This window comes from Loktanella sp. S4079, assembly GCF_000967725.1.
Taxonomy (GTDB): domain Bacteria; phylum Pseudomonadota; class Alphaproteobacteria; order Rhodobacterales; family Rhodobacteraceae; genus Yoonia.
On the sequence record NZ_JXYE01000001.1, the window covers coordinates 77338 to 91368 of the forward strand.

The following is a 14031-nucleotide window of genomic DNA, read 5'->3' on the forward strand; positions in this document are numbered from 1 at the left end:
TAAGGCTCATGCGTCAAACATGTTCCAACGGTAGAACACCAATTCGATGGAGAACCATGTTGGATAGTCTCAGCTCAGTGTGGTCCGCGCTCAGCGTGCAGCGCAGAATATTTGTAATGGGCGCGACGGTCACGGTATTTGCGGCCGTTCTGCTTCTCGCCAAAGGAGCGAATACAAAAGACATGTCGCTACTCTTCGGCGGTCTTGAGGGACGGGCTGCGGGCGACATTATCACCGCGCTAGATCAACGCGGCGTTAGCTATGAAGTGCGTGGAAACGCGATCTATGTGCCAAGCGGGATACGCGATACCCTACGTATGGGGCTCGCTGGCGAAGGGCTGCCCGCAACAGGCAGCCAAGGCTATGAATTGCTGGATTCCCTGTCCGGTTTTGGAACCACTTCGCAAATGTTTGATGCCGCTTATTGGCGCGCAAAAGAAGGAGAGCTCGCGCGGACGATTCTTGCCAGCCCCCATATTCGCAGCGCACGAGTGCACATTTCTGTGCCTGCAACGCGGACGTTTCATCGCGAACAAGACCCAACAGCCGCGGTTACTGTAACGACGGCGGGCGGCACGTTATCTGGTCCTCATGTAAAGGCGCTGCAATATTTGGTCGGCTCTGCCGTTCCGGGCCTCACGCCTGATTCTGTTGCCATTATCGACGACAACGGTGGTCTCATTTCGAGTGCTGATGGTGAATCCATCTTGCCTGGCAATGACCAAAGAGCCGAAGCATTGCGCCTGCGAGCAGAGCGTCTGTTGGCCGCCAGAGTTGGTCCGGGGAACGCAGTGGTCGAGGTAACACTAGATACGGTAAACGAAACGGAATCGATCACAGAACGACGGGTCGATCCAGACAGCCGGATTGCCATTAGCACGGATGTGACCGAAAGCGCCGGAACCTCAAACGACAGTCGCGGCGGCAGCGTAACAGTCGCATCAAATCTACCAGATGGAGACGCAAACAGGGCGAGCGGTGCCTCGTCGAACGAGAACAGCGAGAGCCGTGTTCTGACCAACTACGAAGTATCCGAAACAGAACGACAGGTATTGCGCGCGCCCGGCGCGATCAAGCGACTGACGGTTGCTGTCTTGGTTAACGACGTGACGACGGTCGATGCGGATGGAACCGAAACTACGGCACCACGGAGCGAGAGCGAACTCGATGCGTTGCAAGAACTCGTCGCCTCTGCGGTGGGCATTGATGCAGAACGCGGGGATATCATCACGTTGCGGTCATTGGCTTTCGAACCCATTGTTCCCATTGGGACCGAGGTATCGACCCCGGTTGCGCGTCCGCCGCTTGATCTCATGCAACTGATCCAACTGGGGGTCTTGGCAGCCGTATCGTTGATATTGGGACTATTCGTGATCCGCCCAATCCTAGCGCCCGCACAGCTTCCTGCGCTTGAGGCACCTTCGACAGCTTTGACCGCTGATACCATGCCGATTGCAATCGCCAATCAAGCGGAAGCCCCAGATGACACTGATACTGCTGACCCCGTTGCACGGCTACGCAACATGATTTCGGAACGCGAAACCGAAACCATTCAAATTTTGCAAGAATGGATCGAAGATCCCGCACCTAAGGCAAAAGCATAATGTCACATGCTCTCGCACTCGAATCGTTTGACCACAGCCAATCAGAAAAATTAGGGCCCAGCGCAGAGTTCCAAGCGGGATACGCTGAGGGTATGGAGGCTGCCCAAGAAACAGCGGCAATGAAGCAGCAAGAGCTTGAACAGTCAGCGTTACAGCAGCTTGCGGATGTTGAATTTACATTCGCCGAAGCGCGCAACGAGGTGCTGAGCGCACTAACTCCGCTGCTCAACGCAATTATGGATCAAATATTACCTGAACTCTTGGCTGATAACTTTGGCCCGCGCGTTGTCGAGCTTTTGACAAACATCGTGAATGACCAAATCGAACCGCTGCCGCTCATCGCGGTACACCCAAGTCAAAGCCAAAAAATCGCGCAACTCGTCGCCAGCCATAGTGCGCGTGCCTCCATCACGGAGGACGCTGATCTTAACCCCCACCAGATCTGGATATCGACCACAAAACAAGAGCTTGCATTTGATTCGGACGTATTGCTCGCCCAGATCCGCGACACCATGCATGCAATCACCATTTCCAATGACAGGATGAACCAAAATGGATGAAACCGAACAAGTTATGCAGGCAGCAGAGAATCCTCTACGCCATATACCACTCGAGATCATGGTCACTGTTGGAAAGGCACGACCACTCGTTCGCGATCTTTTAACTTTGGGAGAGCACGCTGTGATCCCATTGGACAAACGTATCGATGACCCCGTTGAGTTGTTTATTGGTGATCGCCTGATCGCACGCGGCGAACTTCAAGAACTTGAGGGCGGCGAGCCGGGACAACTCGCCGTCAGACTTACCGAGGTCGTCTCAACACCAACTGATCCCAACTAACATGATGCGTCTTATCATGGTTATTGCTGCTGTCACTGCATTGGCGGCACCGGCGGCGGCACAGGACGTTGCCATTTCTTTTGGGAATGGGGAATCGCTCGCAACGCGTTCAGTCCAACTAATGGTACTGGTCACCGTCCTCAGCCTTGTGCCCGGCATCGCGATTATGGTGACATGTTTTCCATTTATGGTCACAGTTTTTGCAATTTTGCGACAAGCTATCGGCCTCCAACAGTCCCCGCCAAACATGCTCTTGGTCAGTCTGGCTTTGTTTCTAACCTATTTCGTTATGGAGCCAGTCTTTACCGAAGCGTGGACCGCGGGAATTGAACCCTTGATGAATAACCAAATCTCGATTGAGGAAGCATTCAACCTATCAATCGCGCCACTTCGTACATTTATGATTGGTCGCGTAGATCCCGACACATTTGTCGCATTGGCGGATATTCGTCCTGACGTTGCCAGCTCGACAGCAGTCGATGATGCACCACTCTCAATCTTGGTGCCATCCTTCATGCTTAGCGAAATAGCGCGGGCATTTGAGGTTGGTTTTCTAATTTTCTTGCCGTTCCTTATCATTGATCTCGTGGTTGCAGCGGTTCTTATGTCGATGGGAATGATGATGGTACCGCCTGCAATCGTATCGCTACCGTTTAAATTAGCATTTTTTGTTGTCGCTGACGGCTGGGGGTTGTTGGCCCAAAGTTTGGTACGCAGCTACTTCTAGCTGCGTTTCTTTATCTTACCACAAATTCCGCATGTAGGGCCCCGCTTGCCTTGATGCTCTTTAATATGTCGATCATGTCGCGCGGGGCTACGCCAAGGGCATTCAGCCCTGCCACGACCTCACTTAACGAAGTCCCTTCATTCACTTCCGCCAAACCGATACCGGGTTCATCGACAATCGCAGCGTTCGTACGCGGTACGACGACGGTTTCACCTGGGGCAAATGGGTTTGGCTGCGAAATCAATGGTGCTTCTTGAATACGCAACGTCAGGTTACCTTGACTAACTGCAACACGACTAATTCTGACATCCTCGCCCATGACAATTGTTCCAGAACGTTGGTCAACAACAACGCGCGCACGGCGTTCTGGCTCGACCAAAATGTTCTCAATGCGACCAAGCGCATGCGCCGGCGATGACATTCGTGTAGCTGCGATATCCAGCTCAACTGTTCCCGCATCCAACATGACAGCTACACCGCGTGAAAAGTCTTGATTAATCGCGCCCTCGATCCGAGATGCTGTCGTAAAATCGGGCGTACGCAGAGCAAGACGCAAAGTTTGCATTCCAGAGAAATCGAATGCCACCTCGCGTTCAACGGTTGCTCCCGAAGGGATAATCCCAGACGTAGGCACCCCTTGGACAACGCTCGCTGCGTCACCTGTTGCTGAGGCGCCCCCCGCGATGATCGTGCCTTGTGCCACTGCGTATATGTCACCGTCAGCTGCATTCAGAGGTGTCATAATTAATGTTCCGCCAAGCAAACTATTCGCATCACCAATCGCCGACACTGTCACATCAATCGGACTGCCCGCCCGCGCAAATGGCGGCAGGCTTGCGGTGACCAGAACAGCCGCTACATTTTTGGGTCTGAACTGCTCCCCCGTCACATTGACACCCAAACGTTCTAGGATGTTACTGAGTATCTCTTCGGTGAACGGCGAATTTCGCAACCCATCGCCCGTGCCGTTCAGTCCGACAACCAAGCCATAGCCCACCAAATCGTTAGATCGCACGCCATCAAACTCAACGAGATCTTTAATTCGGATTGGAGCCGCATTCGCCGCGGAAATGGTCAAATATGTTAGGCACAATGCCAGGATTCTAGATATTTTCATGACATATAGCTCAAAAGCGAAAGTTGAGACATCCGAGCCGTCACCGCATAGTGTGTCTCGAGTTGAAGCTGAACCGCTTGCAAACGCGACGCCGTTTCGTATGGATCAGCGTACTCCAATTCGTTCTTGGCGATACTTAGCGCCGTCGCTTGCGCATTGAGTGAGGTCAGCTCACCTGCGACAGTTTCCTCAAGATGACCAACTCGGGATTGCAGAGACACCAAACGATCGGTTGCTCCAACAAGCTCTATTCCTGCGTTCTTTAACAGATCTGCTTTCGTGGTGGTATCGATCCCGGGCAGTTCGTGCGCGAGTGCAGCAAGTACCGTCGCCTTCAAGGTTTCCTTAATTGCTGGATCATCGGCACGTGCATCAATCGTAATACGTGTTGTATCAGAAATGTTTTTTGTTGCATGTGCACCTCTCCCAGCTTGGTATCCCATTGTGGCAAAGCCGCCCGCAGGATCAGCAAACCAATCGGAAACAATAGTCGAAATTGCAGCGAAACTTGTCGCGCCGCCGATCGCTGCTTGAATATCGGCAAGCATGTCCTCCGCACTCGCCAGCGGGTCAACGTCAACTGTCGTACCGCCAAAGAGCGCGCGATCCGCAAATTGCGTGTTGATCGTATCGACCATTGTCACAAATGTCGCGTGCGCAGATCGCGCGGTTTCTGAAATTTGGTCAGCAGTACTGCTATTTGATACAAGAAGGAGTTGACCGCTCGTCTCTTGAGCAAGTGTTTGCACGTGCCCCAACACAAGCTGCATATTCGTTAATTGCAGTTCGGTTTCTTGAGCACTGTCAACATAGGCCGCGATTTGAGAGAGCGAATGCGAAAGACCCGAAAATTGCGACGAACGCCCACCTAGATGTTCAGTCAAATCCGATACTTTTCCTGTGGAAAGACTGTCAGACAGGCGCGCCAAATCTGTCTTGATCGCTGATCCGCTCCGCATTGAATTAAACTGCTGCGCCATGTCTCCGACTGGAATAACGGGCATGGTTAAATCTCCATCAATCGTTGCATCATGAAATCCGCTGCTTCCAGCACTTTGGCGTTGGCGGCATAGGCCTGTTCGACACGCATCAACGTTTGTAGTTCGATATCTGTATCAACCCCGTTTGCGAGTTCCGCTTGCGTCAGCGTATCCCAACGCGCAGCCGAAAAACTGAGCTGCTCTTCAGCCTGCACACGCATAGACCCCATCAAAGATGTGAATTCCGCAATGCGACCTGCTGCGGTGCGACTAGCGCTACCAACAACATCGGCGCGCGTTTCACCCAAAGCATCGAGCCAGCGGTTCAATTGTACTGCATCGCCCGATGCGCGGGGTGTCGCAGCATTCATTCCGTCCCGCAGTAGCGATGGGTCGCCCCCGGAGGCGGTTACGACGCTTGGATTTACTGATACTCTCCCCGCCAGGCCCATAGTATCCGCTGGATCAAATACACTACCCCCATCAGTGAGAAGCCCAAGAGTACCAGTCGTTAACGTTGGATCCGTTGCGGGATCTTGAAATCTGGAAACAATGTCTACGGCCACATCATCTAAAGATTGCTGCAGGTCGACTAAGGTTTCATCACGCAGAGCAAACGCAGCACCGAGTGACCCACCACCTAAACGGCGCGCTCCGCCGTCGTTGTCGAGGGCGGAGCCATCAATTGTTACACCACCCAGCGCGTCAGATGCATAAGTCATGTCTGCTGTGATTATCGGCGTCGGAGTAAACCCCAATTCGACGGCCTGCGTATCGAGCAGGGTCACACCACTTGTTGTCATAAGCCCAATCGTGCCATTTTCGCGGTTGATTTGTCGGATTGGCACGATTCCTGAGATACTATCAACCGCAACCTGCCGCGCGTCGACAAGTGCCGAGACATCCTGACCGGAACTACCGATGCGTAAGATATCAGCATTCAGTTTTTCGATTTGTTGTAGACTTCCGTTCAATCGCTCAACATCTGAAGCGATGGCGGCGTCGGCCTCCTGGCGTTGCTTCTGAATACTACGCGAATTGTTGTTAAGCGTATCCGCAAGATCGGAGAGACGATCGACAACTGTTGCAAGGCGCGTATCGGACGCCGGATCGCTCGCAGCGCTAATCAACGCAGTTTCAAATGCAGCCAGTTTCGCAACAAGATTGTTTGGATCATCGACAGCCCCAACCGCCTGTTCGAGGCGCGTCAGAGAGTTGACTGCCGTTTGACGGTTGCCCAACTCTGCATCAGCGAGACGACGATCTGCAAGGAGCCCTGGGTCGCTATGGCGCGTGATCCCTGCGATCTGCACGCCACCACCAACATTGCCTGTTTGGACTGACGACAGCTCAACCGAACGCTTCCCATAGCCTTCGGTCAACGCGTTCGAGAGGTTCGACGAGACGGCCTCTGCCATGCGCGACGTAACGGTCAAACCGCTGATTGCGTTATTTAATGCACTCGAGATGCTCATCCGTCGTCAGCCTTTGTTATTAGCGTTTGATATTCGTGGTTTCTTGCAGCATCTCGTCAACAGTCTGAATGACCTTTGCATTCGACGAATAAGCGCGCTGAGTCTGAATCAATTCAGTCAGCTCACCCGCAACATCCGTGGCAGATTCTTCGCGAGCGTAGCTGGCGATTTCACCTGTTGGTCCATCACCTGCGTCCCACAAAAAGAATGAGCCGCTGTCAGGCGTGACGCGATAGGCTTGCTGATCCAATGCCTCTAGCCCATTCACATTTGGCACATCGACAAGCGGGATTTGGTAAAGAACGCGGTTGGTTCCGGTATCAAAGCTAGCACGGACATAGCCGTTTTCGTCCACCTCAACCGAGGTCATATTTCCGACGGGCGTTCCGTCTTTGGTGATCGAAACGGGTGCAAAGGAATCAGAGAGCTGCGTTAATCCTTCCGCACTTCCGAGTGGGCCTATATTTATCTCGATCGGCCCACTATCAACCGCGACCGTCAGTGCGCCGGTGGCTGGATCATAGGCACCCCCAGGACCGATATCTGTTACGCTGGCGAGCGTACCGCCCCCACCCCGTGTATCATCAAATGTAAGCACATAGGTGCCCACAATATCTGGGTTCCCGTCCGCATCCACATCGGATTCGCTATCGCGGATTTCCATCGTCCATTCGTTCGAAGCACCGCTCGCCGGTACTGTTGGGGTAAAGGCGAAAGTCAGCGTTGAGGACGCGCCGAGATTGTCGAAATATTCAACTGACAGTGTCTCAATATCACCCGCGGCCCCCTCCCGTGCAGAGGTCGCGGGAAGATTGACGGCAAGCCCAACTTCGGTCGTTGGCTCACCCACGAATTGGTTCGCATTGATTTGTATCGGTTCAAGTGAATCGGCCGAATCACGCGCGTAAGTCGGGATCGTACCATCGGGCCCCGCTGGTATCCCCATGAGCACGAGCCCACCGGTAGTTTTGAGATATCCATCGGCATCTGTGCGGAACGAACCCGTTGTGGCGAGCATGAGTGGGTTATCGTCACCCGCAGAAACCGTTGCACCAGAGGTCACCGGCAACATACCCCGACCGCGAACGGCAAGGTCGGTTGGGTTTGATGTAGAGACCAGCGCGCCGCGCTGATCGACAAGACGAGCAGTCGTAACGCGAACGCCACCTGCGGAATAGCTACCTTGTCCGCTTTCGATGACCATCGAATGAAAATCGGTGACCGCCCGCTTATACCCGTGCGTTGATGCGTTCGAGATGTTGTCTGAAATCGTCGCCAGCCGCGAAGCATTCGCCGACAAACCGGCAACGCTCGCGTTTAGTGAGGAGGAAATGGTCATACTGCGCCTTTCTGCGTCCGAAATCTCTCTTTGTTCTTTGCGTAAAGCCCCAAGCTTAACGTCGCCCTAACGGATAAAATTCGACCTAGTTCGCCCTAGATATCTGATCGCAGTAAAACGACCTCGACTCGGTTATTTCGAACGGCCGTTGGATCCGTTACCGCAGGCGAACGGTCTCCTGCGCCCGTCAGACGTGTCACGCGACGCGGATCGAGTCCCCCCGCTTCGAGCATCAGCCGCATCTGTGATGCACGATTCGTCGAGAGTTCCCAGATGGGGTTATCGACGGCTAGAACCGTTTTTGCGCGCAGGTGCGCCTTGATCACGACGGGATTGGAAACCGCATTGAAAAGGCGCGCGAGCACAGACGCGATTTCTGCCGTGACGGGATTGGGTGTTGCCGTATCCAGTTCAAAGAGCGCTGCATCAGGCAGATCAAACAGCTCAATGATCAGTCCCTCATCGGTCAGGCGCGTCACGATGTGGCGCAGTGCTTGTTCTGATAACATGCTTTCGCCGCCCGCACCCATCAAGACCGCCTCAATATCGCGCAAGGCAGCCACCTGCGCAGCCACTGCAGCGGCTTCGCCTGGGGTCTCGTCTTCGACGCGAACTGGGTTTTGACCAATCGTCGGCTGACTAATCCCAGTGCCACTTTGGGTATGCGAATCATCGGTAAATAAATCTGAGCCGCCAAAGGCCCCAGAGCCACCACCTGAAATGCGGTTAATCGGTATGGTTGGTGAAAAATAGTCAGCGATCCCTTTGCGCTGCTGCTCTGTCGTCGCATTGAGCAACCACATCAACATAAAGAACGCCATCATCGCGGTCACAAAGTCAGCATATGCGACCTTCCAAGCGCCCCCGTGGTGCCCATCACCGCCAACAACCTTTTTCCGCTTAATTATGATCGGAGCATTTGATCCCGCAGTCATTTCCACACCTATATGTTCACCCAAGAACACAGGTATCGCTGCAACAATGAATGCAGTGTTAAGTCGCGAACTTAGCTAAAATGCAAGCGATCAAATATCGCGCAGACCGTGCAGGCCAGCGTATTCTTCGTTCATCAACAGCGGTTTGGTCAGATGATCACGTAGTTCGGTCATCACTTCTTCCAACGCGTCTGTCGACGCCAACAGCGCCCGCGTTAGCGCGATAAAGGCGACACCAAAATCCGCGCGTTCATCACATGCGCGCAGATCTTCTTCGATTGCATGTAGGTCACAGCGCGCCTCGTAGAGATCACGACGAATTCTGCGAATCTCAGGGTCATCCGGCAAAACCCGATGGGCGAGCCGCTCTAGCAGGTTTTTCTGACGCATGATTGGGTCATCTTGCGCATGAATGGCGCTGGTTTCGATCCGTAATTGCAGCGTCACAATGCGATCAATTAGGTCAGCGGCTGCCAACGGGACTAGGATTTCGTTCATGTCAAACCTTCCAATCCGTTTCGACACTATGGCCGCTTACAGGTCCTCGCCAAGGGCATTAACCCAAAAGTGTTTCTGAAATACTTTCACCCATCACCCAAAGTGGTTGGGTGAACTCTCAGTTACGAACTCAACTTGAATTGGAATCAAAAGTCAAAATAAGCACCGTACGGTGCTTATTTCAAAGCACTTGATCGCGCGCGCCGTCTGTGTCTGAAACCATCGCGGCATCCAACACGCGCTGCAATGATGCGCCTCGGGCAAAATCTGGACCGGCTTGCCGGTTACTCCGGACTGCATCGATAAAGCGTTCATAGTTGGTTCGCACGGGAACTGGCGGAATATCAGTCCACGCGCCCGTCATCATATCCCCGCCGATACAAGACCGCAGGGTACTGATTTCATTTTCAAAACAGACCTCTAGGCCACCTTTGGTGCCAAACAACCGCAGCCTTAAATCATTAAGATGCCCGCTGGCAAAACGGCTGGCGTGAATGACGCCAACTGCACCGTTTCGTAGCTCAAGCTGCATGGTCATACTGTCGTTGGCATCTAGGTGATAAACGCCAATACAGTTGTTTTCTGCCTTATCAAAGGTTTTGAGCCGACAAGAAACTGCCGCCGCATCAGAGCCAGCAGCAAAGGTTGCATAGTCCAGAATATGCACACCAACGTCGCCAAGCACTCCCATCGATCCATGCGCAGACGACAACCGCCAGAGCCATTGATCCTCGGTCCGCCAGTCGCCCCAGGTGGGTTGGGTTAGCCAGCTTTGTAGATAGGATGCCTCAAAATGGCGCACTTCCCCGATCTCTCCGGCGGCTACGATTTCCGCCGCCTGCATAAGCGCCGGGACGTTGCGATAGGTAAGGTTCACCATGTTCACAACGCCAGCATCAGCAGCGGCCTGTGCCATTTCAGCAGCGTCTGAGTAGGTCGCTGCCAACGGTTTCTCGCACAAGACATGCTTACCCGCTTGCAGAAGCGGCAGGGTGGTTGCGTGGTGAACAGCGTCGGGTGTTACGTTTGACACCGCATCAAACTCACCCCAATTCAAAGCATCTTCAACCCGGTCAAAGGCGTGGGTGATCCCGTGTTTTGCGTTAAAAGCGTACAAATTCTGCGGATTCGGATCAACGCCCGCAACGATTTGGACACCATCCATGGCGGCGTAGGCCTCGGCGTGCTGGTTCGCCATGCCCCCAGTTCCAACAATAAGAACACGGATCAACGGAACCCCTCCTCGCCGTCGTGATGCAATTTGGGACCACGTTCCTGAATGGGCTCGAGGGCTTGTTCTACAGGCACATTTGGCGCGTCGTTGACACCCAGCACTCGCGGCGCAGGGTTATAGGCCCAACGGACGGCGTTTTGCAGAACACGCTGCACGTTAGGGTCATGATAGGTCGGATAGGTTTCGTGACCCGGACGGAAATAGAACACATTTCCGGCGCCACGTTTGTACGTCAAACCAGAACGAAATACCTCACCACCTTGGAACCAACTAATAAACACAGTCTCGAGCGGTTCAGGCACGCCAAAGGGTTCGCCATACATTTCTTCGTTTTCTAAAGAGAAATGATCAGGCAGACCCGCAGCGATCGGGTGATTGCGCGAAGTAACCCAAAGCCGCTCCCGCTCTCCCGCTTCGCGCCATGTTAAATTGCAGGGCGTCCCCATCAGCCGTTTAAAGATCTTCGCGAAATGCGCCGAGTGTAGCAGGATCAATCCCATCCCCGCGTTCACGTGATCTGCCACACGCGCGACGACCTCGTCGGCGACCTCCCCGTGCGCGGCATGCCCCCACCACAACAAGACATCCGTTTGAGCGAGCCGTTCCTCTGTCAGGCCATGTTCGGGGTCTTGCAGGGTCGCTGTCGTTGCACAGACAGCGTCATCGTTAATCGCCTCAGCAATCGTTGCATGCATCCCATTCGGGTAAATCTCTGAAACGATCTTGTTGGTCTGCTCATGCACATTTTCCCCCCAGACCACTGCTCGAATTGTCATTTCAAATCCCTCCTCAAAGCGCTTTGAGGCGACGTTGCGTCAGAGTTTTGCGAAACGCAAGGGATGATCGACATGGGGCATTCTGTCAGGGTGTATTTGGGCGGCCATATCGCTATACGAGCGTCAAACAATCTGGGCCGCATTCATGACAAAACAAATGATACCCGCATGGGTTTACGGGGCGCTCTCCCCTGTTGAAAAGCTCGAAGTCCATCAAAAAGGCCTCAAGCACAAAGCAGTCAGCGTTTTTGTCATGAACAAGGGGCGGATTTTGATACAGCGCCGTGCCTTGGGCAAATACCACACGCCCGGGCTTTGGGCGAACACGTGCTGCACCCATCCGTTTTGGGGTGAATCTGACAGTGTCTGCGCGGTGCGACGACTCGAACAGGAACTAGGGATCACGGGGTTATTTCCGACGCAACGCGACCAAATTGAATATCGCGCTGAGGTCGGCAACGGCCTGATCGAACATGAGGTCGTCGAAGTATTTGTCGCCGAAGCGCCTGATGACTTAGCCGTATCACCAAATCCCGACGAGGTGATGGAAACCCGCTGGGTCGACTATTACGACCTTTGCGCAGACGTGAGCCGCCACCCATCAAACTATACGCCTTGGCTGAAAATCTACCTCGAAGAACACAGCGCAGCGATTTTTGGCGAAATGGACTTTTCAGTTCGCTAAGTGTTTTCGCTTGGCTTAGCAAAGCACTAAGATCGCTGCGAAAGGATTCACAATGTCGCTATGGGTTTTTGGATATGGTTCGCTGCTGTGGAATCCCGGATTTACGCCTGCCCAGTCGGTAAAAGCCTGTTTGCACGATTATCACCGCAGTTTTTGTATGCTTTCGATCCATCATCGTGGATCAGAAGAAGAACCCGGTCTTGTCCTTGCGCTTGATGCAGCGCCCGGTGGACGATGTACTGGCATGGCGTTTCAGGTCGCTCCCGAAGAAGAAACCAAAGTATTGGCGGAACTTCGCGAACGGGAACTGATCAGTTCCGCCTATTTCGAACAAGAGGTCGATCTGGTTACAGATGGGGGCGACACATTACGCGCGCTCGCCTATATCATCGATCCGCATCATGTTCAGTATTGCCAATATGACCTTGAAAAACAGGCGCAAATGATCGCATCCGCCGTTGGCGGGCGCGGGCCAAATACAGAATATCTATTCAACACTGCCGCGCATCTGACCCAATTAGGCATCCGCGACAACGACATGGCATGGCTCGTCGACCGGGTGCGTGCCTTGACGGCAACATAAATTCGCCACCAATATATTTTATGCCTCGCGACACGTCGTTAATGGTATGAGCCAATAGAATAATTCAGGAATAAGGACTCCCACCCTTGTCTGACAAACGGGAAGCCAAAGCGCAGCCGCAATTTTCGCAGCCAATACGGCAGATTTTCTTTATGCTGGTCGTCCTTGGGCTAGTTGGTGCGGGTTTTTATCTCGGGCTTAATCGGATCATCGCGATTTATCAGTCCAACCCCTATCTAAACGCCGTTATCCTGACGGTGTTTTTGCTCGGGGTGCTTTCTTGTATTAATCAGGTCTACCTGCTGATGAAGTCGGTGCGTTGGATTGAACATTTTGCCCGTGAAACAGGTGGGCACAACTTTACCAAAGCACCTTCATTGCTCGCGCCATTGGCCACACTACTGCGGTCACGTGGGGCAAGAACGCAGGTTTCGTCGTCTTCAGGTCGGTCTATTTTGGACTCTGTCGCGCAACGGATCGACGAAGATCGCGAAATCACGCGATATATCGGTAACGTACTGATATTCTTGGGGCTTTTAGGGACATTCTACGGTCTAGCTACCACCGTCCCAGCACTGGTTGAAACGATCCGCTCGCTTAACCCCGGCGAAGGCGAAAGCGGTGCAGATGTCTTTGGACGGCTTCAGGCAGGGCTCGAAGGTCAGCTTGGCGGGATGGGCACGGCGTTTTCCAGTTCGTTGCTGGGCCTGGCCGGATCGCTCATCGTCGGGCTTCTCGAACTTTTTGCTGGGCACGGCCAGAACCGGTTCTACCGCGAGCTAGAAGAATGGCTATCCACCATCACCCGCGTTGGCATCGACGGCGAAGAGGGCGGCGTCACAGATATCGGCGCGATGGACAGTTTTGTGGATCAGCTGGCCGAATTAATGGACACCATGCAGGTCATGATCGGACAAAACGAAGCGGACCGGGAACAAACCGAATCCCGCTTTGCCACGATGGCGGCGGCTGTTGAACAAATGGCGCATACATCCACCGTGAATAACAACAATGACCTCTTGGTTCGCATCGCCGAGGGTCAGGAAAAACTGATCAAAAAGCTTGATGACAGCGGGATGGAGGGCATCGACGCAGAAAGCCGCATGCGCTTGCGGTCGATTGACGTTCAATTGCTGCGTATTCTCGAGGAAATGTCTGCCGGTCGCCAGGAAACCATCAGCGATCTGCGCGGTGATATCGCGTCGCTTGCGAGTGCAATGAAAGACAGAGGTTGATCC

The 14031-nt window shown here is 53.6% G+C and carries 15 protein-coding genes; 7 read left to right on the plus strand and 8 right to left on the minus strand.

The genetic code is table 11. The features are described 5' to 3' along the window. Nucleotides 1-56 precede the first annotated feature (56 nt). Genes fliF through fliP form a run of 4 tightly spaced genes read left to right on the plus strand, consistent with a single transcriptional unit; the run spans nucleotide 57 to nucleotide 3171 of the window. A complete protein-coding gene (gene fliF / locus TW80_RS00440) occupies nucleotides 57-1604 on the plus strand; it encodes a flagellar basal-body MS-ring/collar protein FliF (protein ID WP_045995396.1) in 1548 nt (515 codons plus the stop codon). Then, on the plus strand, nucleotides 1604-2164 hold the full coding sequence (locus TW80_RS00445; RefSeq protein WP_045995397.1) for a hypothetical protein: 561 nt from the start codon (nucleotides 1604-1606) through the stop codon (nucleotides 2162-2164). The genes fliF and TW80_RS00445 overlap by 1 nt, the downstream gene beginning before the upstream one ends. Continuing rightward, entirely contained in the window at nucleotides 2157-2444 is a 288-nt protein-coding gene (locus tag TW80_RS00450) for a FliM/FliN family flagellar motor switch protein (protein WP_045995398.1), read from the plus strand. Before TW80_RS00445 ends, TW80_RS00450 begins: the two co-directional genes overlap by 8 nt. A 1-nt stretch (nucleotide 2445) precedes the next feature. Further along, a complete protein-coding gene (gene fliP / locus TW80_RS00455) occupies nucleotides 2446-3171 on the plus strand; it encodes a flagellar type III secretion system pore protein FliP (protein WP_446720126.1) in 726 nt (241 codons plus the stop codon). 10 nt (nucleotides 3172-3181) lie between these two features. On the opposite strand, the gene TW80_RS00460 is transcribed toward fliP, so the two are convergent. From TW80_RS00460 to TW80_RS00495, 8 genes are all read right to left on the minus strand, one after another. Further along, a complete protein-coding gene (locus TW80_RS00460) occupies nucleotides 3182-4288 on the minus strand; it encodes a flagellar basal body P-ring protein FlgI (protein ID WP_045995399.1) in 1107 nt (368 codons plus the stop codon). After that, on the minus strand, nucleotides 4285-5292 hold the full coding sequence (locus TW80_RS00465) for a flagellin (protein ID WP_052700845.1): 1008 nt from the start codon (nucleotides 5290-5292) through the stop codon (nucleotides 4285-4287). Before TW80_RS00465 ends, TW80_RS00460 begins: the two co-directional genes overlap by 4 nt. Before the next feature lie 2 nt (nucleotides 5293-5294). After that, the gene (flgK, locus tag TW80_RS00470) at nucleotides 5295-6743 is read right to left on the minus strand and encodes a flagellar hook-associated protein FlgK (RefSeq protein WP_045995400.1); all 1449 of its coding nucleotides are present in this window, start codon (nucleotides 6741-6743) and stop codon (nucleotides 5295-5297) included. 19 nt (nucleotides 6744-6762) lie between these two features. Further along, nucleotides 6763-8082 (minus strand): flagellar hook protein FlgE, encoded by a 1320-nt coding sequence (locus tag TW80_RS00475; protein WP_045995401.1) that lies wholly within the window; start codon nucleotides 8080-8082, stop codon nucleotides 6763-6765. Nucleotides 8083-8177: 95 nt separating this feature from the next. Beyond that, nucleotides 8178-9017, minus strand: a complete 840-nt coding sequence (locus tag TW80_RS00480; RefSeq protein WP_045995402.1) for a flagellar motor protein MotB — start codon at nucleotides 9015-9017, stop codon at nucleotides 8178-8180. 90 nt (nucleotides 9018-9107) lie between these two features. Then, entirely contained in the window at nucleotides 9108-9515 is a 408-nt protein-coding gene (locus TW80_RS00485; protein ID WP_052700846.1) for a hypothetical protein, read from the minus strand. Nucleotides 9516-9696: 181 nt separating this feature from the next. Then, a complete protein-coding gene (locus TW80_RS00490; protein WP_239450475.1) occupies nucleotides 9697-10746 on the minus strand; it encodes a Gfo/Idh/MocA family protein in 1050 nt (349 codons plus the stop codon). Further along, nucleotides 10743-11525 carry a ThuA domain-containing protein gene (locus TW80_RS00495; RefSeq protein WP_045995403.1) on the minus strand — a complete coding sequence of 261 codons (783 nt, stop codon included), beginning with the start codon at nucleotides 11523-11525 and terminating at the stop codon, nucleotides 10743-10745. The genes TW80_RS00490 and TW80_RS00495 overlap by 4 nt, the downstream gene beginning before the upstream one ends. A gap of 145 nt (nucleotides 11526-11670) precedes the next feature. Here TW80_RS00495 and idi point away from each other — a divergent pair, with 145 nt between their 5' ends. The 3 genes from idi (at nucleotide 11671) to TW80_RS00510 (ending at nucleotide 14028) form a co-directional block, all read left to right on the plus strand. Next, the gene (idi, locus tag TW80_RS00500; RefSeq protein WP_045995404.1) at nucleotides 11671-12210 is read left to right on the plus strand and encodes an isopentenyl-diphosphate Delta-isomerase; all 540 of its coding nucleotides are present in this window, start codon (nucleotides 11671-11673) and stop codon (nucleotides 12208-12210) included. A 52-nt stretch (nucleotides 12211-12262) separates the two neighbouring features. Then, nucleotides 12263-12793 carry a gamma-glutamylcyclotransferase gene (locus TW80_RS00505; RefSeq protein ID WP_045995405.1) on the plus strand — a complete coding sequence of 177 codons (531 nt, stop codon included), beginning with the start codon at nucleotides 12263-12265 and terminating at the stop codon, nucleotides 12791-12793. 152 nt (nucleotides 12794-12945) lie between these two features. Continuing rightward, on the plus strand, nucleotides 12946-14028 hold the full coding sequence (locus TW80_RS00510) for a hypothetical protein (RefSeq protein ID WP_045995515.1): 1083 nt from the start codon (nucleotides 12946-12948) through the stop codon (nucleotides 14026-14028). The last annotated feature ends 3 nt before the right edge of the window (nucleotides 14029-14031 follow it).

Bases quoted from the DNA above. Each gene is read 5' to 3' on its own strand.
- TW80_RS00465 (WP_052700845.1), bottom strand. From the start codon at position 5,292: ATGCCCGTTATTCCAGTCGGAGACATGGCGCAGCAGTTTAATTCAATG.
- flgK (WP_045995400.1), bottom strand. From the start codon at position 6,743: ATGAGCATCTCGAGTGCATTAAATAACGCAATCAGCGGTTTGACCGTT.
- TW80_RS00475 (WP_045995401.1), bottom strand. From the start codon at position 8,082: ATGACCATTTCCTCCTCACTAAACGCGAGCGTTGCCGGTTTGTCGGCG.
- fliF (WP_045995396.1), top strand. From the start codon at position 57: ATGTTGGATAGTCTCAGCTCAGTGTGGTCCGCGCTCAGCGTGCAGCGC.
- TW80_RS00495 (WP_045995403.1), bottom strand. From the start codon at position 11,525: ATGACAATTCGAGCAGTGGTCTGGGGGGAAAATGTGCATGAGCAGACC.
- TW80_RS00505 (WP_045995405.1), top strand. From the start codon at position 12,263: ATGTCGCTATGGGTTTTTGGATATGGTTCGCTGCTGTGGAATCCCGGA.
- TW80_RS00480 (WP_045995402.1), bottom strand. From the start codon at position 9,017: ATGACTGCGGGATCAAATGCTCCGATCATAATTAAGCGGAAAAAGGTT.
- TW80_RS00510 (WP_045995515.1), top strand. From the start codon at position 12,946: ATGCTGGTCGTCCTTGGGCTAGTTGGTGCGGGTTTTTATCTCGGGCTT.
- TW80_RS00450 (WP_045995398.1), top strand. From the start codon at position 2,157: ATGGATGAAACCGAACAAGTTATGCAGGCAGCAGAGAATCCTCTACGC.
- TW80_RS00460 (WP_045995399.1), bottom strand. From the start codon at position 4,288: ATGAAAATATCTAGAATCCTGGCATTGTGCCTAACATATTTGACCATT.
- TW80_RS00445 (WP_045995397.1), top strand. From the start codon at position 1,604: ATGTCACATGCTCTCGCACTCGAATCGTTTGACCACAGCCAATCAGAA.
- fliP (WP_446720126.1), top strand. From the start codon at position 2,446: ATGATGCGTCTTATCATGGTTATTGCTGCTGTCACTGCATTGGCGGCA.
- idi (WP_045995404.1), top strand. From the start codon at position 11,671: ATGACAAAACAAATGATACCCGCATGGGTTTACGGGGCGCTCTCCCCT.
- TW80_RS00485 (WP_052700846.1), bottom strand. From the start codon at position 9,515: ATGAACGAAATCCTAGTCCCGTTGGCAGCCGCTGACCTAATTGATCGC.